Source organism: Nitratireductor soli, assembly GCF_001050155.1.
Taxonomy (GTDB): domain Bacteria; phylum Pseudomonadota; class Alphaproteobacteria; order Rhizobiales; family Rhizobiaceae; genus Nitratireductor; species Nitratireductor soli.
On sequence record NZ_LFVY01000001.1, the window covers coordinates 197,276 to 217,688 of the forward strand.

At 65.8% G+C, this 20,413-nt stretch carries 18 protein-coding genes and 1 tRNA gene; 14 read left to right on the forward strand and 5 right to left on the reverse strand.

Going from position 1 to position 20,413, the window contains the following annotated elements; all coding sequences use genetic code 11:
* Window positions 1-60 precede the first annotated feature (60 nt).
* Genes AB843_RS00970 through AB843_RS01000 form a run of 7 tightly spaced genes read left to right on the forward strand, consistent with a single transcriptional unit; the run spans window position 61 to window position 7,983 of the window.
* Complete coding sequence (locus tag AB843_RS00970; protein ID WP_048644904.1) at window positions 61-1,653, forward strand: ABC transporter substrate-binding protein; 1,593 nt, start codon at window positions 61-63, stop codon at window positions 1,651-1,653.
* On the forward strand, window positions 1,650-2,801 hold the full coding sequence (gene argE, locus AB843_RS00975; protein WP_048644905.1) for an acetylornithine deacetylase: 1,152 nt from the start codon (window positions 1,650-1,652) through the stop codon (window positions 2,799-2,801). The genes AB843_RS00970 and argE overlap by 4 nt, the downstream gene beginning before the upstream one ends.
* The gene (locus tag AB843_RS00980; RefSeq protein ID WP_048644906.1) at window positions 2,798-3,769 is read left to right on the forward strand and encodes an ABC transporter permease; all 972 of its coding nucleotides are present in this window, start codon (window positions 2,798-2,800) and stop codon (window positions 3,767-3,769) included. Before argE ends, AB843_RS00980 begins: the two co-directional genes overlap by 4 nt.
* Entirely contained in the window at window positions 3,766-4,668 is a 903-nt protein-coding gene (locus AB843_RS00985) for an ABC transporter permease (RefSeq protein ID WP_048644907.1), read from the forward strand. Before AB843_RS00980 ends, AB843_RS00985 begins: the two co-directional genes overlap by 4 nt.
* Window positions 4,665-5,651, forward strand: a complete 987-nt coding sequence (locus AB843_RS00990) for an ABC transporter ATP-binding protein (protein WP_048644908.1) — start codon at window positions 4,665-4,667, stop codon at window positions 5,649-5,651. The genes AB843_RS00985 and AB843_RS00990 overlap by 4 nt, the downstream gene beginning before the upstream one ends.
* Window positions 5,648-6,613, forward strand: a complete 966-nt coding sequence (locus AB843_RS00995) for an ABC transporter ATP-binding protein (protein ID WP_048644909.1) — start codon at window positions 5,648-5,650, stop codon at window positions 6,611-6,613. Before AB843_RS00990 ends, AB843_RS00995 begins: the two co-directional genes overlap by 4 nt.
* On the forward strand, window positions 6,610-7,983 hold the full coding sequence (locus AB843_RS01000; protein WP_048644910.1) for a M20/M25/M40 family metallo-hydrolase: 1,374 nt from the start codon (window positions 6,610-6,612) through the stop codon (window positions 7,981-7,983). The genes AB843_RS00995 and AB843_RS01000 overlap by 4 nt, the downstream gene beginning before the upstream one ends.
* Before the next feature lie 76 nt (window positions 7,984-8,059).
* Here the strand turns inward: AB843_RS01000 and AB843_RS01005 are convergent.
* A tRNA-Arg gene (locus tag AB843_RS01005) sits at window positions 8,060-8,136 on the reverse strand.
* 101 nt (window positions 8,137-8,237) lie between these two features.
* Complete coding sequence (locus AB843_RS01010) at window positions 8,238-9,401, reverse strand: M20 aminoacylase family protein (RefSeq protein ID WP_048644911.1); 1,164 nt, start codon at window positions 9,399-9,401, stop codon at window positions 8,238-8,240.
* 628 nt (window positions 9,402-10,029) lie between these two features.
* On the opposite strand from AB843_RS01010, the gene AB843_RS01015 reads away from it, so the two are divergent.
* Both AB843_RS01015 and AB843_RS01020 read left to right on the forward strand, forming a co-directional pair.
* Window positions 10,030-11,145 carry a D-alanyl-D-alanine carboxypeptidase family protein gene (locus tag AB843_RS01015; RefSeq protein WP_053086083.1) on the forward strand — a complete coding sequence of 372 codons (1,116 nt, stop codon included), beginning with the start codon at window positions 10,030-10,032 and terminating at the stop codon, window positions 11,143-11,145.
* 4 nt (window positions 11,146-11,149) lie between these two features.
* Window positions 11,150-12,214, forward strand: coding sequence for a CobW family GTP-binding protein (locus AB843_RS01020; protein WP_048644913.1), 1,065 nt, complete (start codon window positions 11,150-11,152; stop codon window positions 12,212-12,214).
* A gap of 367 nt (window positions 12,215-12,581) precedes the next feature.
* On the opposite strand, the gene AB843_RS01025 is transcribed toward AB843_RS01020, so the two are convergent.
* Window positions 12,582-12,821 (reverse strand): sulfurtransferase TusA family protein, encoded by a 240-nt coding sequence (locus AB843_RS01025; protein ID WP_048644914.1) that lies wholly within the window; start codon window positions 12,819-12,821, stop codon window positions 12,582-12,584.
* 2 nt (window positions 12,822-12,823) lie between these two features.
* Window positions 12,824-14,089 (reverse strand): L,D-transpeptidase family protein, encoded by a 1,266-nt coding sequence (locus tag AB843_RS01030; protein ID WP_048644915.1) that lies wholly within the window; start codon window positions 14,087-14,089, stop codon window positions 12,824-12,826.
* Between the two features lie 525 nt (window positions 14,090-14,614).
* Here AB843_RS01030 and AB843_RS01035 point away from each other — a divergent pair.
* The 5 genes from AB843_RS01035 (at window position 14,615) to AB843_RS01055 (ending at window position 19,189) form a co-directional block, all read left to right on the forward strand.
* Window positions 14,615-15,358, forward strand: coding sequence for an amino acid ABC transporter substrate-binding protein (locus AB843_RS01035; protein ID WP_048645183.1), 744 nt, complete (start codon window positions 14,615-14,617; stop codon window positions 15,356-15,358).
* Between the two features lie 302 nt (window positions 15,359-15,660).
* Entirely contained in the window at window positions 15,661-16,335 is a 675-nt protein-coding gene (locus AB843_RS01040; protein ID WP_048644916.1) for an amino acid ABC transporter permease, read from the forward strand.
* Window positions 16,332-17,063: an amino acid ABC transporter ATP-binding protein gene (locus tag AB843_RS01045; RefSeq protein WP_048644917.1), complete on the forward strand. Its 732-nt coding sequence runs from the start codon at window positions 16,332-16,334 to the stop codon at window positions 17,061-17,063. Before AB843_RS01040 ends, AB843_RS01045 begins: the two co-directional genes overlap by 4 nt.
* Window positions 17,064-17,252: 189 nt before the next feature.
* On the forward strand, window positions 17,253-18,473 hold the full coding sequence (locus tag AB843_RS01050; RefSeq protein WP_048644918.1) for a DNA-binding protein: 1,221 nt from the start codon (window positions 17,253-17,255) through the stop codon (window positions 18,471-18,473).
* Window positions 18,474-18,538: 65 nt separating this feature from the next.
* Complete coding sequence (locus AB843_RS01055; RefSeq protein WP_087587014.1) at window positions 18,539-19,189, forward strand: Vgb family protein; 651 nt, start codon at window positions 18,539-18,541, stop codon at window positions 19,187-19,189.
* A 184-nt stretch (window positions 19,190-19,373) separates the two neighbouring features.
* Here AB843_RS01055 and AB843_RS01060 read toward each other — a convergent pair whose 3' ends face one another.
* A complete protein-coding gene (locus tag AB843_RS01060; RefSeq protein ID WP_048644920.1) occupies window positions 19,374-20,324 on the reverse strand; it encodes an acetyl-CoA carboxylase carboxyltransferase subunit alpha in 951 nt (316 codons plus the stop codon).
* Window positions 20,325-20,413 lie beyond the last annotated feature (89 nt).

Consider the following 20,413-nt stretch of genomic DNA (forward strand, 5'->3'; position numbering starts at 1 on the left):
GAGATGGACCGGTTCAGCATTTCATGGAAACGCTGAACCGGTCTAACGAGGGAGAACTGCATGTTTCGTCCGCGTATCGCCTTTGCCGCCAAGACCGTCGCCGCCATTCTTTTGACCAGCGCGGCCATCCCATCCAACGCCGCTGAATTCCGTTTCGCCGGCCCGCTCGATGCCTACACGCTCGACCCGCACGCGATCTCCAACACGCTGGTCTTCGCCGTGCTGCGCAATGTCTACGAGCCGCTTGTCGAGCGCGGGCCGGATCTTTCGTTGCAGCCGGTGCTGGCAACCGAATGGTCGCAGGTCGATCCGCTCACCTGGGAGTTCAAGCTGCGCCAGGGCGTCACCTATTCGAACGGCAATTCGTTCAACGCCGACGATGTCGTCTTCTCCTTCGAGCGCGCCAAGAAGGGCGGAATGGCCTCGCATCTCGCCGGCGTCGCGCAGATCGAGAAGGTGGATGATTTCACCGTGCGCTTCATCTCCGAGAAGACCAACCCGATCCTGCCGAACCAGATCGTCAACTGGTTCATGATGGACCAGGAATGGGCGGTCGAGAACGGCGCCGAGGAACCGGGCAAGGCCGACAATTCGACCGAGGGCTTCGCCAACCGCAACACGATGGGAACCGGCTCCTATGTGATCTCGGCGCGCGACCCAGGCGTCAAGACCGAGTTCACGGCCAATCCGGACTGGTGGGGCGAGATCGGCGGCAACATCGATCACGCGATCTTCTACGTCATCGCCAATCCGTCGACGCGCGTCTCCGCGCTGATCTCGGGCGAGGTGCAGATGATCGACGGCGTGCCGCCGCAGGATACGCAGCGCATCGAGGAGACCGAAGGGCTGAAGATCGCGGCCACGCCCGACCTGCGCACGGTCTACCTGCAGCCCGACGTCGCCCGCGACACGCTGATCCATGGCGGCGGGGCCGAGAGCAATCCGTTCAAGGACAAGCGCGTGCGCCAGGCCATGCAACTGGCCATCGACACCAAGGCGATCCAGCAGCGCATCATGCGCGGCTACGCGACACCGGTCGGCCTGCCGATCGCCAAGGAGGTCGAGGGATCCACCGAGGAGCTCAGCACGCCTGTCGCCCCCGACCTGGAGCGTGCGCAAGCGCTGATGCAGGAGGCCGGCTATGGCGATGGTTTCGCCGTCACGCTCGACTGCACCAACGACCGCTTCATGAATGACGAGGCGACCTGCATCGCCATCGGTTCGTTCCTGTCGCAGATCAACATCCAGGTCACGCCGCGCACGCAGGCGACGAGCCGCTGGGCGCAGCAGATCAACCCGCCCGGCTACGACACCTCCTTCGCCATGCTCAGCTACTCGCCCAACACCTACGATGCGCACCAGTTCCTCACCGGGCTGGCCGAAACGCGCGATCCCGAGGGTGGGCGCGGCGTGTTCAACATTGGCGGCTACTCCAATCCCGAGATCGACCGTCTCGCCACCGAAATCGGCGCCGAGACCGATCCGGAAAAGCGCAGCGCCCTGATGACCGAGGCGCTGACGATCCTCAAGGAGGATGCGGCCTACATCCCGATCCACCAGCTCCAGATCCTCTGGGGGCTGAAGGAGGGCGTCGAGGTGGTCCAGCTTGCCGACCTCGCCTACCCGCTGGCCTGGTTCACGGTGCCGGAATGAGCGGAGACGTCGATTTCGCCCGCCGGCTGGCGGAGCTCGTCGCCTTTCCGACGGTGAGCTCGGCCTCCAACCTGGCGCTGGTCGAGCATGTCGAAGGGCTGGCGCGGGCCCATGGCGCCCGCATCCGCCGCTTCGCCGATCCGTCGGGCGAGAAAGCCAATGTGCTGGTGACGATCGGCCCGGAGGCGCCCGGCGGGATCGTGCTCAGCGGCCATACGGACGTCGTTCCGGTCACCGGGCAGGACTGGTCCGGCGACCCCTGGACCCTGCGCGAGCGCGACGGCCGGCTGGTCGGCCGCGGCGCCACCGACATGAAGGGCTTTCTCGGCTGCTGCCTCGCCGCTTTGCCGAAAATGGCGGCGATGAACCTGAAAGTCCCGATCCATTTCGCCTTCTCCTATGACGAGGAGGTCGGCTGCACCGGCGTCGGACCGATGGCCGAATGGGTCGGCGCCAATGCAAAGCCGCGCCTGGCCGTCATCGGCGAGGCCACCAGCATGGATATGGTCAACGCCCACAAGGGCGGCTGCATCGGCTGGTGCCACGTGACGGGCAAGCCCGGCCACTCCTCGCAGCCCGAGCGCGGCGTCAATGCGGTCATGATCGCCGCCGAACTGATCGGCGAGATTTCGTCGATCTATGCGGGCATGCGCCAGGGGCCGCTTTTCGAGGCGCTCGATCCGCCCTATTCGACCATCCAGGTCAACCAGATCGAGGGCGGCAGCCACGGCAACATTCTGGCCGAGCATTGCAAGTTCTTCTGGGAAATGCGGCTGGTCCCCGGCGAAAGCGACGATCAGGTCCTGCAACGGATGCGCGCCTTCGCCGACCGGCTGGAGCAGGGGATGAAACCCGTCGACGCCGGCGCGGGCATCCGCTTCGACATCCAGGCGCGCATTCCGCCGCTCGCGCCGAGCGGCGATGCGGCGCTGGAGGCGGAGATCCTGTCGCTGCTCGGGCGCGATGCGCCGCGCGCCGTCCCCTACGGGACGGAGGCCGGTATCTTCGCCGCTGCCGGCGTGCCCTCCGTGGTGGTGGGGCCGGGCTCCATCGCCGATGCGCATCAGCCGGACGAAAGCATCGCCATCGAGCAGATGGCCGCCTGCACGGACTTCCTCCTGCGCCTGGCAGAGACCGCGACGCGATGATCCTGCATGCCGTCGAACGCGTTCTGCAGACCATTCTCGTTCTGCTCGTGATCAGCTTTGTCGCGTTCATGCTGATCGCGACGCTCGGCGATCCGCTCGGCGTGCTGTTGCCGCCGGACGCGACGATGGCCGAGCGCAATGCGCTGATCGCCCGCCTCAGCCTCGACCAGCCGCTGATGCAGCGCTTCCTGTCGTTTCTCGGCGGGATCGTGCAGGGCGATTTCGGCCTGTCCTACCGGACGCAGGAAGAGGTCGGCGGCATGATCCTCGAGCGCCTGCCGGCGACGGCGGAGCTGGCCATCGCCAGCCTCGTCATCACCATACTCATCGCCATTCCGGCCGGTATATTGTGCGGCGTGCGGCCCAAGGCGCTGGTCTCGCGCGTCATCATGTTCGTCTCCATCGCCGGGATCACGCTGCCCAATTTCGTCGTCGGCATCCTGCTCATCGCCGTGTTTTCCGTGCAGCTCGGATGGCTTCCCTCCTTCGGCCGCGGCCAGACGGTGAGCATCGGCGGCCTGGAAACCGGCCTTTTGACCTGGTCGGGCTGGCGGGCGATCATCCTGCCGGCGATCACGCTTGCGGCCTTCCAGATGACCTTCGTCATCCGCATGCTGCGCACGCAGCTGATGGAGGTCGGCCAGAGCGAACACATCCGCTTCGCCAGGGCGCGCGGGCTCAGCGAGGCGCGCATCTGGTTCGTCTACGCGATCCGCAACGCGTTGCTGCCGACCGTGACCATGCTCGGCCTGCAACTCGGCAACATCATCGCCTTCTCGGTGGTCACCGAAAGCGTCTTCGCCTGGCCGGGCCTCGGCTCGCTCTTCCTGCAGTCGGTGCAGGCCGCCGACATACCGGTCATCGCCATCTATCTGATCTTCGTCGGCGCCGTTTACATGCTCATCAACCTTGCGGTCGAACTCTCCTACCCGTTGATCGATCCGCGGCTGAAGCGGAGGGGGGCATGACCGCGGTCCGGGGCGCGCTGCACGCCGTGCGCTCGGCGCCCGGCCCCAGCATGGCGGCCGCGGTGATCGTCGGCTTGTTCCTCTATGCCCTCGTGGTGCCGCTGTTCGCCGCCGATCCGTTCCGGCTGTCGGGCATGTCGATCATGGATTCCTTTACCCCGCCGGTCTGGATGGAAGGGGGCAATCCGCGCTTTCCGCTCGGCGCCGACGACCAGGGCCGCAACCTCCTGACGGCGATGGCCTACGGGCTGAGGACGTCGATCATCGTCGGCGTCAGCTCGGTGCTGATCGGGCTTGTGCTCGGCGGTGCGCTGGGACTTCTGTCAGGCTTCGTCGGCGGTCGGACGGATGCCGTCATCATGCGCATCGCCGACGTGCAGCTCGCCTATCCGGCGCTGTTGCTCGCCATGGTGATCGACGGCATCGCCACCGCCGTCTATGGCCGGGAGCGCAGCGCGGGGCTGGCGATCACCATCGTCATCTTCGCCATCGGCATCGCCTTGTGGGTCCAGTTCGCCCGCACCATACGCTCGTCGGTCATGGTCGAGCGCGACCATGACTATGTGGCGGCGGCGCTGGTCACCGGGCGCAGCAAGATCGCCATCGTGCTGCAACATATCCTGCCGAACGTGATGGCGCCGGTGCTGGTGATCGCCACGATCAATCTGGGCATCGCCATCATCACCGAGGCGACGCTGAGCTTTCTCGGCATCGGCATCCCGCTGACCCACCCGTCGCTCGGCGCGCTGATCCGCAACGGCAACGCCTATCTGCAATCGGGCGAGTGGTGGATTTCCGCCTGGCCGTGCCTGGTTCTGGTGTTGCTGGTGATCGCCGTCAACGTGCTCGGCGACCATCTGCGCGATCACTTCAATCCGAAACTGCGGGGGCGTTCATGAGTTCGCAGCCCCTGCTCCAGGTTCGCGACCTGAGCATCACGCTGACGCGCGCCGGCATGCACCTGCCGGTGCTCGACGCGGTGTCGTTCGATGTCGCGGCCGGCGAGGTGCTCGGCGTCGTCGGCGAAAGCGGCGCCGGGAAATCGGTCGCCGGCGCGGCAATCATCGATCTCCTCGTTCCGCCGCTGCGTCGCGCATCGGGCGCCATATCGCTCGGCGGCGACCGGCTCGACCTGATGCGGCCTGCCGAGATGCGGCGCGTGCGCGGCAAGCGCGTCGGCTTCGTGTTCCAGGACCCGATGACGAGCCTCAACCCGGTGCTGTCGATCGGCCGGCAACTGACCGACACGATGCGCACCCATCTCAAGCTTGGCCGCGGCGCTTTGCGCAGCCGCGCGCTCGACTGGATCGAGCGGGTCGGATTGCCCAACCCACGGCGCGTCTTCGACGCCGCGCCGCACGAATTGTCCGGCGGCCAGCGCCAGCGCATCGTCATCGCGCTCGCCCTGTGTGCCGAGCCCGACATCGTCATCGCCGACGAACCGACCACGGCGCTCGACGTTTCGGTCCAGGCGCAGATGCTCGACCTGATGCGCACGCTGCACGCCGAGACCGGCGCGGCGATGCTGCTGATCACGCATGATCTCGGCGTGGTGGCGAAGATGGCCGACCGCGTCGCGGTGTTTTACGCAGGGCGCGTGGTGGAGACGGCGCCGACGCGCACCCTGTTCGAAGCGCCGCGCCACCCCTACACCGCCGGGCTGATGGCCGCCACGCCGGCGCCGGACCATGAGGGCCGGATGCAGGTGACGGCCATACCGGGCGCGATGCCCGGCATCGGCGCCCTGCCGTCAGGCTGCGCGTTCCATCCCCGCTGCGTGCGGGCGAAGGCGGATTGCCTGTCGATGGCGCCGCCGCTTTCGCCGCTTGGCGATGGGGCCGCCGCGTGCTTCCACCCGTTGCAGCGAAAGGATGTCCCATGACATCGGCGGAAGTCCTCGCGCTGGATGACGTTTCGAAGACCTATGGCGGCAGCGCCAGCCTGATGGAGAGGCTGGCCGGCCGGAAGCCGCGCGGCCTGCAGGCCGTCTGCGATGTCAGCCTGTCGATCCATCGCGGCGAGGTCCTCGGCCTGGTCGGCGAATCGGGCTGCGGCAAATCCACCCTTGCGCGGATGGTCGCCGGGCTGATGCAGGCATCCTCCGGCACCATCGCCTTTCGCGGCGCCCGGCCGCGCCTGCAGATGGTGTTCCAGGATCCCTTCTCGTCGCTCAACGGACGCTGGCGGGTGCGCGACATCATCGCCGAGCCGATCAAGGCGCATCGCCTGCGCCCGGCCCGGGAGATTCCCGCCCGCGTCGCCGAACTGCTGGAGCAGGTCGGCCTGTCGGCGGCCGACGGGGCGAAATTCCCGCAAGCCTTTTCCGGCGGCCAGCGCCAGCGCATTTCCATTGCCCGGGCGCTGGCCGGCGAACCCGATTTCCTGATCCTCGACGAGCCGACGAGCGCGCTCGACGTCTCGGTGCAGGCGCAGATCCTCAATCTCCTGCGCGACCTGCAGTCGCGGCTTGGGCTGACCAGCCTGTTCATCACGCACAATTTGTCCGTCGTCCGGCTGATGGCCGACAGGATCGGCGTGATGTATCTCGGCCATCTGGTCGAGCTCGCCACGGCCGATGAGATCTTCACCGACCCGAAACATCCCTATACGCGCCTGCTGATCGACGCCGCGCCCGACCTCGACGCCAGCGACCGCACGCTGCACCCGATCCCGGGCGAGTTGCCCGACCCGTCGCGGCCGCCGTCCGGCTGCCGCTTCCGCACGCGCTGCCCGCATGCCGCCGCCATCTGCGCCGAGACGCCGCCGCCCTTGCGGCGGGAGGGCTCGCGCGAGGTGCGCTGCCATTTCGATCTGGTGCCGCAAAGCCTGTCGGTGTCGGCGTGAGCCGGGACGCGGCGATCGGGCAGGCGCGATCGGCGATTGCCGATGGACGGTTCCGCGACCGGCTGGCGCGGTTTGTCGCCATACGATCGGCAAGCCGCGTGGCCGAGGCCAGGCCCGAATTGCAGCGCTTTCTCGACGAGGAAATGATCCCCGTCTTCACCCGCATGGGGTTCTCCACCCGGCTCCTGGTTCACGAGAAGGCGCCCGGTCCATGCCTGCTGGCGGAGCGGATCGAGGGCGCCGACCTGCCGACCATCCTGCAATACGGCCATGGCGATGTGGTCGCCGGGCTCGACGGCTGGAGCGCCGGGCTCTCTCCCTTCACGCTCGGTGAACGCGACGGGCGCTGGTATGGTCGCGGCACGGCCGACAACAAGGGCCAGCTCAACGTCAACCTGACGGCGCTGGAGGCGTTGCTCGCCGTCAGGGGCCGTCTCGGCTTCAACCTGAAATACCTGATCGAGATGGGCGAGGAATCCGGCTCGCTCGGCTTGCGTGAAATCTGCGCGCAGAATGCGCCGGCGCTGGCGGCCGATGTGCTGATCGCCTCCGACGGCCCGCGCCTTGCCGCCGACCAGCCGACCTTGTTCCTCGGCGCGCGCGGCGGGATCTCGTTCTACATCGAGATCAAGGCGCGCGAGAGTTTCCAGCATTCGGGCAATTGGGGCGGCCTGCTCAGCAATCCCGGCGTCGAGCTTTGCCATGCCATCGCCGCGCTGATCGGCCGGAGCGGCGAAATCCTCGTGCGCGACCTGACGCCGGACGGCATCCCGCCGAATGTGCGCGCGCACCTGTCCCAATTGAAGGTCACGCCGCAGCCGGGCGATCCGGCGATCGAGCCGTGGTGGGGCGAACCGGGACTGACGGCGGAGGAGAAGGTTTTCGCCTGGAGCAGTTTCGAGGTGATGGAGATGGAATGCGGCAATCTCGCCCAGCCGCTCTATGCCATCCCGCCCTCGGCGCGCGCGCGGCTGCAACTCCGCTTTCCCGTCGGCGTCGATGTCGATGCGGTGGTGCCGGCCGTGCGGCGCGCCCTGGCCGAAGCGGGCTTCCCGCGCGTCGTCGTCCACGAGCCGCACGACGCGATCTTCCTCGCCACGCGGCTGGATCCGGATCACCCCTGGGTCGGCCGGGTCGCCGGCTCGATCGAGCGCACGCATGGCGTAAAGCCGGCCATCCTGCCCAATCTGGGCGGGTCATTGCCGAACGACATCTTCGCCCGCGACCTTGGCCTGCCGACGGTCTGGATCCCGCACTCTTATCCGGGCTGCCTGCAGCATGCCGCGGACGAGCACCTGCCGATCGCCCTTGCCGAACAGGCCCTGGGGCTGATGGCGGGGCTGTATTGGGACCTTGGCGCCCCGCAATGACTGGGTTGATGATCGACGGGAAGCGGCATGGCGGCGGACCGGCCTGCCGATCACTTCCGGCTGTACAATGAAGAGATGGCGATCCCGACAGGATTCGAACCTGTGACCCTCAGATTAGGAATCTGATGCTCTATCCTACTGAGCTACGGGACCGCGTGCGCTTCTCATAGCGCCAAGGCCGCGCTTCGCCAAGATGAAATGCGTGCCAGACTGCCGGATGGACGGCCGCGCCCGCCGTCCGTTTCGGCCGGATGTCAGGCGGCCAGCGCCTTTTCGGCCAGCCGCACCCAGTAGCTGACGCCGTGCGGAATGGCTTCGTCGTTGAAGTCGTAGCCGGTGTTGTGCAGCGCCGCCGTGTCGCCATTGCCGATGAAGATGAAGGCGCCGGGACGGGCTTCGAGCATGTAGGAGAAATCCTCGCCGCCCATGGTCGGCGTCACGTCGGTCTCGACATTGGCCGCGCCGGCGATCTCGCCCGCCACCGTGCTGGCGAAGACGGTTTCCTCGGCGTGGTTGAAGGTGACGGGATAGTTGGCGTCGTACTGTACGTCGACGGTCGCGCCGTGGGCGGCCGCCACGCCCTCGCAGATCGCCTTCATGCGCTTTTCGGCCTCGGCGTTGATCTCCTTCTTCAGCGTGCGCACCGTGCCGGCCAGCTCGACCTGATCGGGGATGACGTTGAAGGCGTCGCCGGCATGGAACTTGGTGACGGAGACGACGACCGAATCGAGCGGGTGGACGTTGCGCGAGGCGATGCTCTGCAACGTGGTGACGATCTGGCTCGCCGCCAGGATCGGGTCGATCACCGTGTGCGGCATGGCCGCATGGCCGCTGCGACCCTTGACGGTGATGACGAATTCCGACGTCGCCGCCATGATCGGGCCGGGGCGAATGGCGAACTGGCCGACCGGCAGGCCCGGCATGTTGTGCATGCCGAAGACGCGCTCGATGCCGAAGCGCTCCATCATGCCGTCCTTGACCATCTCGTTGCCGCCGCCGCCGCCTTCTTCGGCGGGCTGGAAGATCACGGCGACGCTGCCCTTGAAGTTACGCGTTTCGGCCAGGTATTTGGCGGCGCCGAGCAGCATGGCGGTGTGCCCGTCATGGCCGCAGGCGTGCATCTTGCCGGGCACGGTGGAGGCCCAGGGCTTGCCGGTCAGCTCGGTCATCGGCAGGGCGTCCATGTCGGCGCGCAGGCCGATTGCCGGGCCGTCGCCGCGATTGCCCCTGATCACACCGACAACGCCGGTGCGGCCAAGGCCGGTGACGATCTCGTCGCAGCCGAATGCCTTGAGTTTGTCCGCCACGAAGCCGGCTGTCCGCTCCACGTCGAAGAGAAGTTCAGGGTTGCGATGAATGTCGCGGCGCCATTCGGCGATTTCTTCCTGCAGTTCGGCGGCGCGGTTTAAAATCGGCATTTGAGGCTTTCCCTTCAAATTTTCGCCCCGATTGGGGCCTCATGGTCGGCTGGATGCGGCGTTGCGGCGTGCGGCCGGTGGGCTGGTCTTGCTGAACTCTCGATCCTGAAATCCGTAGTGGTGCGATCCTGACAGATGGTCCCCATGTGTTAGGAGAAATCGCCCCACCAGATCAATAGTTTGTGGGCTGACTTATCGAAACGGATGGGCACCATCTGTTTCGGTCAGACCACCAGGACGGGACAATGCATGATTGCAGGGGATATTGCCAAGCGCATTGGCCATTGGCGGGAACAGGGCCTGGCGGCCATCGTGGCGTGCTGCCAGCGCGCGTCTCGCCAGTCGCGTTCCAACGATGGCCGGGCCTTTGCCAAGCCGTCGGGAAATGGGTTAAATGACTATAGCCTGAAGGGATGCTAGTGGTCTGAGCGATACAGATGGTGCCCATCCGTTTCGATAAGTCAGCCGACAAGCTATTGATCTGGTGGGGCGATTTCTCCTAACAGATGGGTACCATCTGTCAGGATCGCACCACTGGCGAAGCCCGCGGGTGTCGAAAAAACATCATCGATCCCTGAGAGAGTGCTGGCAGGTGGCGTTTTTGCTGGTCGTGGATTCGGATAAGAAAATGAGTTTTGCAAGTCGTGTTGTGTCGCTTTCGGCGGTTGTGTTCCTCGGTCTGGGAGCGGCGCTTTTCCCCGCGGCGGCGGGATCGTCCATCGTCATCGATGTCGGCAGCGGCAAGGTGCTGTCGCACGACAATGCCTTTCAGCGCTGGTATCCGGCCTCGCTGACCAAGCTGATGACGGCCTATGTCGCCTTCCGCGCGGTCAAGGCCGGCGAGATGCAGTTCAACTCGCCCGTCCGCGTCTCGGCCAATGCGGCGAAGGAGCCGCCCAGCAAGATGGGCTATCCGGCCGGCTCCGTGCTGACGCTCGACAACGCGCTGAAGATCATCATGGTCAAGTCGGCAAACGACATCGCCACCTCGATCGCCGAAAGCGTCGGCGGGTCCGAGCGGGCCTTTGCGGGCCGCATGAATGCTGCGGCCGAGCAGCTCGGCATGACGGGCTCGCGCTTCGTCAACGCGCATGGGCTCTACTCGACCGATCAGTACACCACGGCACGCGACCTGGCCGTTCTGGTGCGTGCCTTGCGCACGGAGTTTCCGCAACATGCCCATTATTTCTCGCTCGAAGCGATCCAGGCCGGCGACAAGGTCATGCCGAACTACAATTGGCTGATCGGCCGTTTTGCCGGCGCGGACGGCATGAAGACCGGTTATATCTGCGCATCGGGCTTCAACCTGGCTTCCACGGCGACGCGCAACGGCCGCACGCTGGCGGCGATCGTGCTCGGCGCCACCTCGCAGGTGACGCGTGGCGAGGAAGCCGCGCGGCTGCTCGCCAAGGGCTTCCAGGCCCAGGCCTTGGCCGCGCCGACGATCGAAAGCCTGGCCTCCTATGGCGAGACCCGCAATGTCGTCGTCGACCTGCGGCCGGAGGTCTGTTCGCAGGAGGCGGTCAAGGCGCGCATCGAGGAGCGCGACGACGAAGGCCGGCTGATCGTCCGCTCGCCCTACATCACGGCGCTGGAGCATGAGCCGCGTCCGGTGGTCGTCGGGCTGGGGGGTGCCACGGGGCCGGAATCGACGGCGCCGCGCTACGCCAATGTGCCGATCCCGACGCCGCGTCCCGACTATCCGCTCGCCATCGCCGTGCCGGCCACCGCCCAGGGCGGCTAGAAGCATGGCCGACAGGATCGCCCTGACGCTGGTGACCGGCTTTCTCGGCGCCGGCAAGACGACGCTGATCAACCGATTGCTGAAGGATGCGGCGCTGGCCGACACGGCGGTGATCGTCAACGAGTTCGGTGCGGTGGGGATCGACCATCTGCTGGTCGAGCAATCCTGCGACGGCGTCATCGAGCTTTCCGACGGGTGCCTGTGCTGCACGGTGCGCGGCGCGCTGGTGGAAACGCTGGAGGGGCTGGAAGCACGGCTGGCCGAGGGGCGGATCGCGCGTCTCAGGCGTGTCGTCATCGAAACGACCGGCCTTGCCGATCCGATCCCCGTCCTGCAGGCGCTGGCGGCCCATCCGGGCCTGTCGCAGGCCTTCCGCATCGACGGCATCGTCACGGTCATCGACGCCCTGCACGGCGCGCAAACCCTCGACGGGCATGAAGAAGCGCGCCGCCAGGTGGCCGTCGCCGACCGCCTGGTGCTGACCAAGGCGCAGAGCGCCGACGCCGAGACGCTGGCGGTTCTGGCCGCCCGCCTCGACGCGCTGGCTCCCGGCGTGGAGCGTCTGGACGCCCGGCAGGCAGCGGCTTCCGCGCTGGTCGATTGCAGCGCGCTCGACGCCGGGGCGCGGGCCGCCGCGGCGCTGCGCGATGCCGGGGCACATCACCATCATCATGGTCACCACGACCACGACCACGGCGCGGCGTTCGACACGGTGTTTCTCGGCCATGGCCAGCCGATTTCGCTCGCCGCGCTGGAAAACTTCCTCGACCTGCTGCGCAGCCAGTGCGGCGCGGACATGCTGCGCCTGAAGGGCATTGTCGAGACGGTCGAGACGCCGGCGTGGCCGCTGGTGGTGCAGGGCGTCAGGCAGATGCTGCATCCGCCGCAATATCTGGATGCCTGGCCCGACGAACAGCGCGGCGTGCGGCTGGTGATCATCGGCACCGGGCTGGACGCCGGCTATATCCAGGGGGTGTTCGCCGCCTTTACCGGGCAAGCACGCATCGACACGCCCGACCGTTCGGCGCTCGAGGACAATCCGTTGGCGATTGCCGGCTTTCGTCGCTGATTTCAGAGCGGTTTTCACCATAGTACACGAGGCATGCCGATTTCGATCGTGCGGCAACAGCGTCGTGCGTGGTTCGACAAGCTCACCATGAGGGGGATGCATGGTTGCAAAGCCCATCTGCAACGTTTCGGATTGAGGCTCCCTGCCAAGCTCACCATGAGGGTGGATATATGGCTGCAAAACCATCCGCGACGTTGCGGAACCAGACGCCCTGCAAAGTCCAACATCCCTCATGGTGAGCTTGTCGAACCACGCATCCACGTCAATGCAATGGGGTACAAACTATTGCGTCGTGTATCATGACAAGCGCCATACAAGGACGCTCATCTCCGTGTTTATGCGGACGTCAGGTGATCCCAGCTGACTGTTAAATGCCCGAGCCGCGCTCGATCAGAAAGCGGTGCCCGCTTCGTGCCGTTTGCGTCGAGATCAACTGGTGGCCGTGCTCGCTGCAGAAGGCGGGGATGTCGATGACCGCCAGCGGATCGGTGGTTTCCAGCCAGATCTGTGCGCCTTGCGCCATGCCGGCCAGGCGCTTGCGCGCCTTCAGCACGGGCAGCGGGCAGTTCAGCCCTTTCAGGTCGTAAATCTCCGGGTCAGCCGTCACGCTCAACCGCCGAACAGGTTCCACAAGCGGCGGCGCACCGAGCCGGTTTTCTGCTCGGCCGCCGGTGCGGGCGCAGCCTCGGCCGCTTCGGGGCGCGGGCTGGGGGCCGGTATGGCGCCGGTGGTCATCGGTCTGGTCATCGGCGCGGCCTCGCCCGTCACGGGCGTCGCCGGCTGGCCGGAGACAGCCTCGGCGGCGCGCTGCAGGCCCTGCGGATCGGGGCTGGCCGTATAGGCCGACGCCGTCGCGGCAACCGATGGCGTTGCAGCGGGGGTTTCCGGCCTGGGCGCCTCGGCGACCGCGGTCGTGGCCAGGCTCGGCGGTTCGCGCGAGACGCGCTCGCCACGGGCGCGGCGCTTGCTCCAATCGGCCACGAGCAGGGCTTCCTTGTGCCCGGCGATGGTCGGTGCCGGCTGGGCCCTGGCGCTTGCGCCAAGGGCCAGGGAGAACGCCTTGTCGTACTGGGTCTGGTACTGCTGATAGGCCATGATCAGCGAATCGGGCTGGGTGGTCGGCGGGCAGGCGCCGGCCGGCGTGAAACTCTCGCCCTCGGGTGCGCTCTGGTTGAACACATAGCGCTTCTCGCAGACATCGACCTTCGGCGGGACCTTGGTCAGCTCGAAATGATCGTAGCCTTCCTTCAGCATCTTCCAGAAGCCGTAGTTCGGGTCGCCGCGGTAGCGCGCCATGTTTTCCGGCGTCATGCGGAAGGGAAACGCCTGGATCTGAAAGTCGCGCTGGCCGCCCTTGAAGCTGTCGCGGGCGAAAGCGTAGATCTGCGCCACCTGGTCGTCGGTCATCGAGTAGCAGCCGGCGGACGAGCAGGCGCCGTGCACCATCAGGTGCTGGCCGGTGCGGCCGTTGACGCGGTCATAGGCATTGGGAAAGCCCATGTTGAACGACAGGTAGTAGCTCGATTTCGGGTTCATCTGCGCCGGGCGCACGGTGTAGAATCCCTCCGGTGCCTGGCGGTCGCCCTCGGTGAATTTCGGCCCCAGCTTGCCCGACCATTTGCAGATGTCGTAGCTGGCGATCATGTCGTAGCGGCCGTTTTGCTTGGCCTTCCAGACCTCGAGCTTCCCCTCTTCCTTGAAGATGCGCATCATCACGGGCGAGCTTTTGCTCATGCCCTTGGCCTTCATCGCCGTGACGATGCTCGCGGGCAATTGGCGCTCGGCCTTGGGGGAAATATCCTCGAGCGTCTCGTTGCAGCCGGCCAGCGCCAGCGCTGCCGAAAGGAAAAGTGCGTATTTGATCAGGCGTGTCATGGGTGGTGTTCGTGTCCCGCCTTATTGGGCCCCGCGCGACGATTCTACGATGAAAGTCCGCTTATGGAAAATGAACGCTCATGCTTTAGAAATCATTACCCACATCGTTAGGCATTTCGCCGAACAGGAGGCCTCCGACTGGCTCATCATTTCTATGGAACGCCGCCCCGCCCGTCTCCTTGTTTTCAGCATTTATGCGGACGCCCGGTGATTCCACCTGACTGCAAAATGCTGTAGCGCGGCATTCTCTGCCTGTTTGTGGCGATTTAACGGCTTCTATTTGACGTGAGCGTGGAAGGCAATCCCCGGCAGCGACTGTGCGGCCCGCCGCCCAGGTGAAGACCGATGCGATCCTATGCCTGCAAGCGCGGGAGAAAGGGATTTTCATCCTGTACTCAGGCAATATCGTAGTACTGTATTGCTTTTTATGCGCTCAGATCGCCGTCCCTATAGAAAACCATACTTTTGGCCTTATCTTCGCGACGCTTCATCAACCAGATGCGCTCGGGCGCAGCGGAGATTTCAATGCGTAGACTGACACTTGCTGCGGCGCTTCTCGCCGCCACCGTTTCTCTCTCCCAGGCGGAGACCATCCGCGTCGGCATGTCGGGCGGCTATTTCCCCTTCACCTTCGTCAAGCAGGACAAGCTGCAGGGCTTCGAGGTCGACTTCATGGATGCCGTCGCCGCCGAGACCGGCGACCAGGTCGAGTATGTCACCATGAGCTTTTCGGGCCTGGTCGGCGCGCTGGAGGCGAAGCGCATCGACACGATCGCCAACCAGATCACCGTGACGCCGGAGCGCGAGGCGAAATTCGCCTTCTCGCAGCCCTATGTGATCGACGGCGCGCAGGTGGTCGTGAAAAAGGGCAATGAGAGCGACATCACCGGCCCCGAAAGCCTCAAGGGGCGCAAGGTGGCGGTCAATCTCGGCTCCAATTTCGAGCAGCTCCTGCGCGAACTGCCCTATGCGGACGAGATCGACATCAAGACCTATGAGAGCAATCTCGAGCAGGATACGGCGCTCGGCCGCGTCGACGCCTTCGTCATGGACCGGGTCAGCGCCACCCAGGTGATCAAGGAGACGCCGCTGCCGCTGGCGCTTGCCGGCCAGCCCTTCTCGGAAATCCGCAACGCGCTGCCTTTCCGCAACGACGACGAAGGCAAGGCGCTGCGCGACCGCGTCGACGCGGCAATCGCCAAGCTCAAGGAGAGCGGCAAGCTCAGCGAGATTTCGCAAAAGTGGTTCGGGGCTGATATTACCAAGTAGCGCCGTTGCGCTAAGGCTGCGGATGACGGGCAGGGCGATTGCTCGTTCCGGCAGGACCCTCGGGTCGGAGCCCGAGGGTGACGAATGGCAGGGGTGTTGGCGTCAATCGCCGGGCCGGAGACTTGCTCACGCCTTCCCACAATTCGTCATGCCCGGCCCCCGAGCCGGGCATCCATGCCTGAACGGCACATCTCCCGCGCCGGCACCGCCTTTCCTTACCCCGCATCGATGAGGGGCAGCACCGGCATTTGCTGCTATGGTGCTGCCGAACCCGTTGTCCCGCCAGACGAGAAGCCAGACCCGTGAGACCGCTTGATCTCGACTACATGCTGGGGCTCGTCCCCGTCCTTCTGAAATATGTGCCGCTGACGCTCGCCATGGCGTCGGTGGCCATGGTGTGCGCGCTGGCGCTGGCCTCGCTGATGGCGATCGTCCGCGTCACGCGGGTGCCGCTGCTGGATGGTTTCACCCAGGTCTTCATCAGCTTCTTTCGCGGCACGCCGCTTCTGGTGCAGCTGTTCCTGTTCTATTACGGCCTGCCGCAGGTCTTCTCCTTCCTCACCGCCATCAATGGCGTGACGGCGGCGATCATGGGGCTGACCCTGCATTTCTCCGCCTATATGGCCGAGAGCATCCGCGCGGCGATCATCGGCGTCGACCGGTCGCAGTGGGAAGCCTCGCTGTCGGTCGGCATGACGACGCCGCAGATGATGCGCCGCATCATCCTGCCGCAGGCAGCCCGCATCGCCGCGCCGACGCTGGTCAATTACTTCGTCGACATCATCAAGAGCACATCGCTCGCCTTCACGCTCGGCGTGACGGAGCTGATGGGCGCGGCGCAGAAGGAGGCTGCCGGCAGCTTCCTCTATTTCGAGGCCTTCATCCTCGTCGCCCTCATCTACTGGGTCATCGTCGAGGCGCTGACCGTGGTGCAGCGCCAGCTCGAGGCACGGCTTGGAAAGGCGCATGCGCGATGATCTCGGTCAAGGGCCTCACCAAGCGCTTCGGCACCAACACCGTGCTCGACGCCATCGACCTCGAGATCGAAGCGGGCGAGCGGGTGGCCGTCATCGGCCCGTCGGGCACCGGCAAGTCGACGCTCCTGCGCTCGCTGAATTTCCTCGAGAAGCCGGATGAGGGCCTGATCACCGTCGGCCCTGTGCGCGTCGATGCAAAGACGGCGAGCGCCGACGAACAGCGGGCGATCCGCCGGCAGACCTCGTTCGTTTTCCAGAATTACGCGCTGTTTGCCAACAAGACGGCGCGCGACAACATTGCCGAGGGGCTGATCACGGTGCGCGGCTGGGACAAGGCGAAGGCGCATGCGCGCGCCGACGAAATCCTGTCCACCATCGGCCTCACCGAGAAAGCCGACAGCTATCCGGCGTCCCTGTCCGGCGGCCAGCAGCAGCGCGTCGGCATCGGCCGCGCCATGGCGGCGGATGCCGAGCTGATGCTGATCGACGAACCCACCTCGGCGCTCGACCCCGAGTGGATCGACGAGGTGCTGCAACTCTTGAAACGCGTTGCCGACGCGCGCCAGACCATGCTGATCGTCACCCATGAAATGCAGTTCGCCCGCGACATCTCGGACCGTGTGCTGTTCATGGATGGCGGGCGGATCGTCGAACAGGGGCCGCCGGAGGTGATGTTCACGAAGCCGAAAGACCCGCGCACCGCCGCCTTCCTGCGCAAGGTCCTGTAAAAGCGGTCCGCGTGGGCGCCGCCGCCGACCGGACGTCAGGCAATGAGGATCAGAAGCCCGAGCCCGATGATCGCCAGCGCCAGCGCGCAGCCAGTCATTCCTGCCGGCGCGACTTGCCGGCGGCGGGTCGTCGGCTAAGCTAAGCGTGCTGCTTCGAGGGGTGAAAGTGACAATCGTGACGCGATTCAAATGGACTCCCTGATCACGGCAGCGGGTCTTGCTCTTGCGGCGGGAGATCCGCTCGGCGCGCTGAACCGCGTCGCCCTGCGGGATGACGCGCCGGCGCTTGCGCTGCGTGGCATTGCGATGGCGCAGCTTGGCGATCTCGACCGCGCAAAGCTTCTGCTGCGGCGCGCGGGGCGCGCTTTCGGCCCCAGGGAAAGAACGGCCCGAGCGCGCTGCGTGCTGGCCGAAGCGGAAATCGCGCTTGTCTCGCGTGACCTGGCCTGGCCGGCCAAGGCGCTGCAGGAGGCGTGCGACACACTTGAAGGGCGTGGCGATTTGGCAAATGCCGCCTATGCGCGCTATCTCGGAATTCGCCGGCTTCTCCTGATCGGGCGCCTCGACGAAGCCGAAAGCGGGGTTGCCGCGCTGGATCCCGTTCACCTTCCGCTGCCGGCGAGGGCCGCCTTCGAGCTTGTCGTCGCGGGCATCGCCATGCGGCGCGTCAAGGCGGATGTGGCGGGCGCGGCGCTCGCCCGTGCCGAAAATGCCGCGCGAGACGCTGGCATTCCCGCCTTGACGGCGGAGGTCGAGAGCGCTCGGCTTGCCTTCGATACGCCGGCGGCGCGGCTGGTGACGGCCGGCACGGAGCGTCTTCTTTCGCTCGGCGATGTCGAAGCGCTTCTGGCGTCGGAGACGTTCATCGTCGATGCCTGCCGCCACGCCGTCCGCAGCAAGGGCAGGGTGGTTTCGCTCGAACGGCGCCCCGTCCTGTTTTCTCTCGTCCGGCTGCTTGCCGAAGCCTGGCCCGGCGACGTTTCGCGCGACGCGCTGGTTGCAACGGCCTTCCGGGCCAAGGAAGCGGATGAATCGCACCGCGCGCGCCTGCGGGTCGAGATCGGGCGGCTGCGCGCCCAGCTTCGAACGCTCGCCGGCATCAGCGCGACCAGGCGGGGATTTGCGCTCGTGCCCCGCGGCAATGGCGCGGTTGCCGTGCTGGCGCGCCCGGTGGACGACGATCACGCGGCGGTGCTGGCCCTGCTGGCCGACGGGGAGGCGTGGTCGAGTTCGGCGCTTGCGCTGGCGCTGGATGTCAGTCCGCGCACCGTGCAGCGCGCGCTGGAGCAGCTTGGCCGGGCCGGCAAGGTGCAATCCTTCGGGCGTGGGCGGGCGCGGCGATGGGTAACACCACCGGTGCCGGGATTCCCGACAACCTTGTTACTCCCGGTGCGGCTTCCCGGCGGGTAGTGTGGGTTCAAGCCGGGTTGAGAGAAGCTGATCCGGCATCACCCCACTTTCGAATGGAGGCATCGATGAGACAAGCTGCGAGAATCCTTCGCGAATACGGGCCGTTCCGGAACATCGACGCCGTGCATGGGGTCACCCATGACGGCACGCGGCTCTGGTTCGCTTCCGGTACGAAATTGAATGCGCTCGACACGGAGAGCGGCGCGATATCGCGGTCGCTCGATGTCGCCGCGCAGGCGGGCACCGCCTATGACGGCAAGCACCTGTTCCAGATCGCCGAAGACCGGATCCAGAAGATCGATCCCGAGACGGGCGATGTGCTGGCGACGATCCCGGCGCCTGGAAACGGCGGCGATTCTGGTCTTGCCTGGGCCGAAGGGGCGCTGTGGGTGGGGCAGTATCGCGAGCGGAAGATCCACCAGGTGGATCCCGACACGGGCGCCGTCCTGCGGACGATCGAATCGAACCGCTTCGTCACCGGGGTAACCTGGGTCGATGGCGAGCTCTGGCATGGAACCTGGGAAGGCGATAAGAACGAATTGAGGCGCATCGATCCCGAAACCGGCGCAGTCCTGGCGACACTCGACCTGCCCGCGGGAATGGGCGTGTCCGGGCTCGAAGCCGATGGGAGCGGCCACCTGTTCTGCGGCGGCGGGGACAGCGGCACGATCAGGGTCGTCGAGCGGCCAGTGCGCAAGACCGTGTCCGCTGCCTGATCACCGCAACCGGTCTATCTCTTTGTTTTTCCGCATAAATGCTCCAGTGTCCTGCCCCAGCCAAACCGACAGGTTTGGACTGGGACAAGCAGGCCACTAGAATATTGATTCTAGGGCAACTTTGCTTCGCTTGAAATGAAGGAAAAGCCTTCATTTCAAGCGAAGCGTTGCACTAGCGCCGTCGTCAGAGATTGCGGCCGATGGCCAGGAATTTCTCGCGGCGGTGCTCGCGGTAGTCCATGTTGCTCGCCGTCAGGTCGGCGAAGCCCTTTTCGATCTGCTCGCCGACCGCCTTGATCGTCGCTTGCGGTCCGCGGTGCGCGCCGCCCAGGGGCTCGGCGACGATGCCGTCGATGACCTTCAGGCCGGCCAGATCCTGCGCCGTGATCTTCATGTTGGTGGCGGCATCCTTGGCGCGCGTCGTGTCGCGCCAGAGGATCGAAGCCGCACCCTCGGGCGAGATCACCGAATAGATCGAATGCTCCAGCATGTAGACATGGTTGGCGGTGGCGATGGCGATGGCGCCGCCGGAGCCGCCTTCGCCGATGATGACGGCGATGTTCGGAACTTTCAGGCCAAGCGATACCGAAGTGGAGCGGGCGATGGCCTCGGCCTGGCCGCGCTCTTCGGCGCCGATGCCGGGATAGGCGCCCGTCGTATCGACGAGGCTGACGATCTTGATGCCGAAACGGTCGGCCAGTTCCATCACGCGCACGGCCTTGCGATAGCCCTCGGGCCGCGCCATGCCGAAATTGTGCTTCAGGCGGCTTTGCGTGTCATTGCCCTTTTCCTGGCCGATGACGGCGACGGATTCGCCGTTGAACCGGGCAAAGCCGGCCACCACGGCCTGGTCCTCGCCAAAGGCGCGGTCGCCGGCCAGCGGCGTGAATTCGGTGAACAGGGCGTTGACGTAGTCCATGCAGTGCGGCCGGTCGGGATGGCGGGCCACCTGCGCCTTCTGCCATGGCGTCAGGGCGCGATAAATCTCGCTCAGCGCATCCTTCGAGCGCTTTTCGAGGCGGGCGATCTCATCGGCGACATCCACCGCCTCGCCGGCTTCGGCGAGCTTCTTCAGCTCGAGAATCTGGCCTTCGAGATCGGCGACCGGTTTTTCAAAATCGAGATAATTATACATTCACTCGCCAAATCGGACACGAGACACTGCGACAAGGCATCTCACGGTTGAACACGGGCGTGTTGCCTCTCATTGTTTTCCGCAATTCA

Coding starts and splice junctions, on each gene's coding strand:
- AB843_RS01015 (WP_053086083.1), top strand. CDS start 10,030: ATGAGTTTTGCAAGTCGTGTTGTGTCGCTTTCGGCGGTTGTGTTCCTC.
- AB843_RS00970 (WP_048644904.1), top strand. CDS start 61: ATGTTTCGTCCGCGTATCGCCTTTGCCGCCAAGACCGTCGCCGCCATT.
- AB843_RS01020 (WP_048644913.1), top strand. CDS start 11,150: ATGGCCGACAGGATCGCCCTGACGCTGGTGACCGGCTTTCTCGGCGCC.
- AB843_RS00985 (WP_048644907.1), top strand. CDS start 3,766: ATGACCGCGGTCCGGGGCGCGCTGCACGCCGTGCGCTCGGCGCCCGGC.
- AB843_RS01010 (WP_048644911.1), bottom strand. CDS start 9,401: ATGCCGATTTTAAACCGCGCCGCCGAACTGCAGGAAGAAATCGCCGAA.
- AB843_RS01060 (WP_048644920.1), bottom strand. CDS start 20,324: ATGTATAATTATCTCGATTTTGAAAAACCGGTCGCCGATCTCGAAGGC.
- AB843_RS00995 (WP_048644909.1), top strand. CDS start 5,648: ATGACATCGGCGGAAGTCCTCGCGCTGGATGACGTTTCGAAGACCTAT.
- AB843_RS01050 (WP_048644918.1), top strand. CDS start 17,253: ATGGACTCCCTGATCACGGCAGCGGGTCTTGCTCTTGCGGCGGGAGAT.
- AB843_RS00990 (WP_048644908.1), top strand. CDS start 4,665: ATGAGTTCGCAGCCCCTGCTCCAGGTTCGCGACCTGAGCATCACGCTG.
- AB843_RS01055 (WP_087587014.1), top strand. CDS start 18,539: ATGAGACAAGCTGCGAGAATCCTTCGCGAATACGGGCCGTTCCGGAAC.
- AB843_RS01045 (WP_048644917.1), top strand. CDS start 16,332: ATGATCTCGGTCAAGGGCCTCACCAAGCGCTTCGGCACCAACACCGTG.
- AB843_RS01035 (WP_048645183.1), top strand. CDS start 14,615: ATGCGTAGACTGACACTTGCTGCGGCGCTTCTCGCCGCCACCGTTTCT.
- AB843_RS01030 (WP_048644915.1), bottom strand. CDS start 14,089: ATGACACGCCTGATCAAATACGCACTTTTCCTTTCGGCAGCGCTGGCG.
- AB843_RS00980 (WP_048644906.1), top strand. CDS start 2,798: ATGATCCTGCATGCCGTCGAACGCGTTCTGCAGACCATTCTCGTTCTG.
- argE (WP_048644905.1), top strand. CDS start 1,650: ATGAGCGGAGACGTCGATTTCGCCCGCCGGCTGGCGGAGCTCGTCGCC.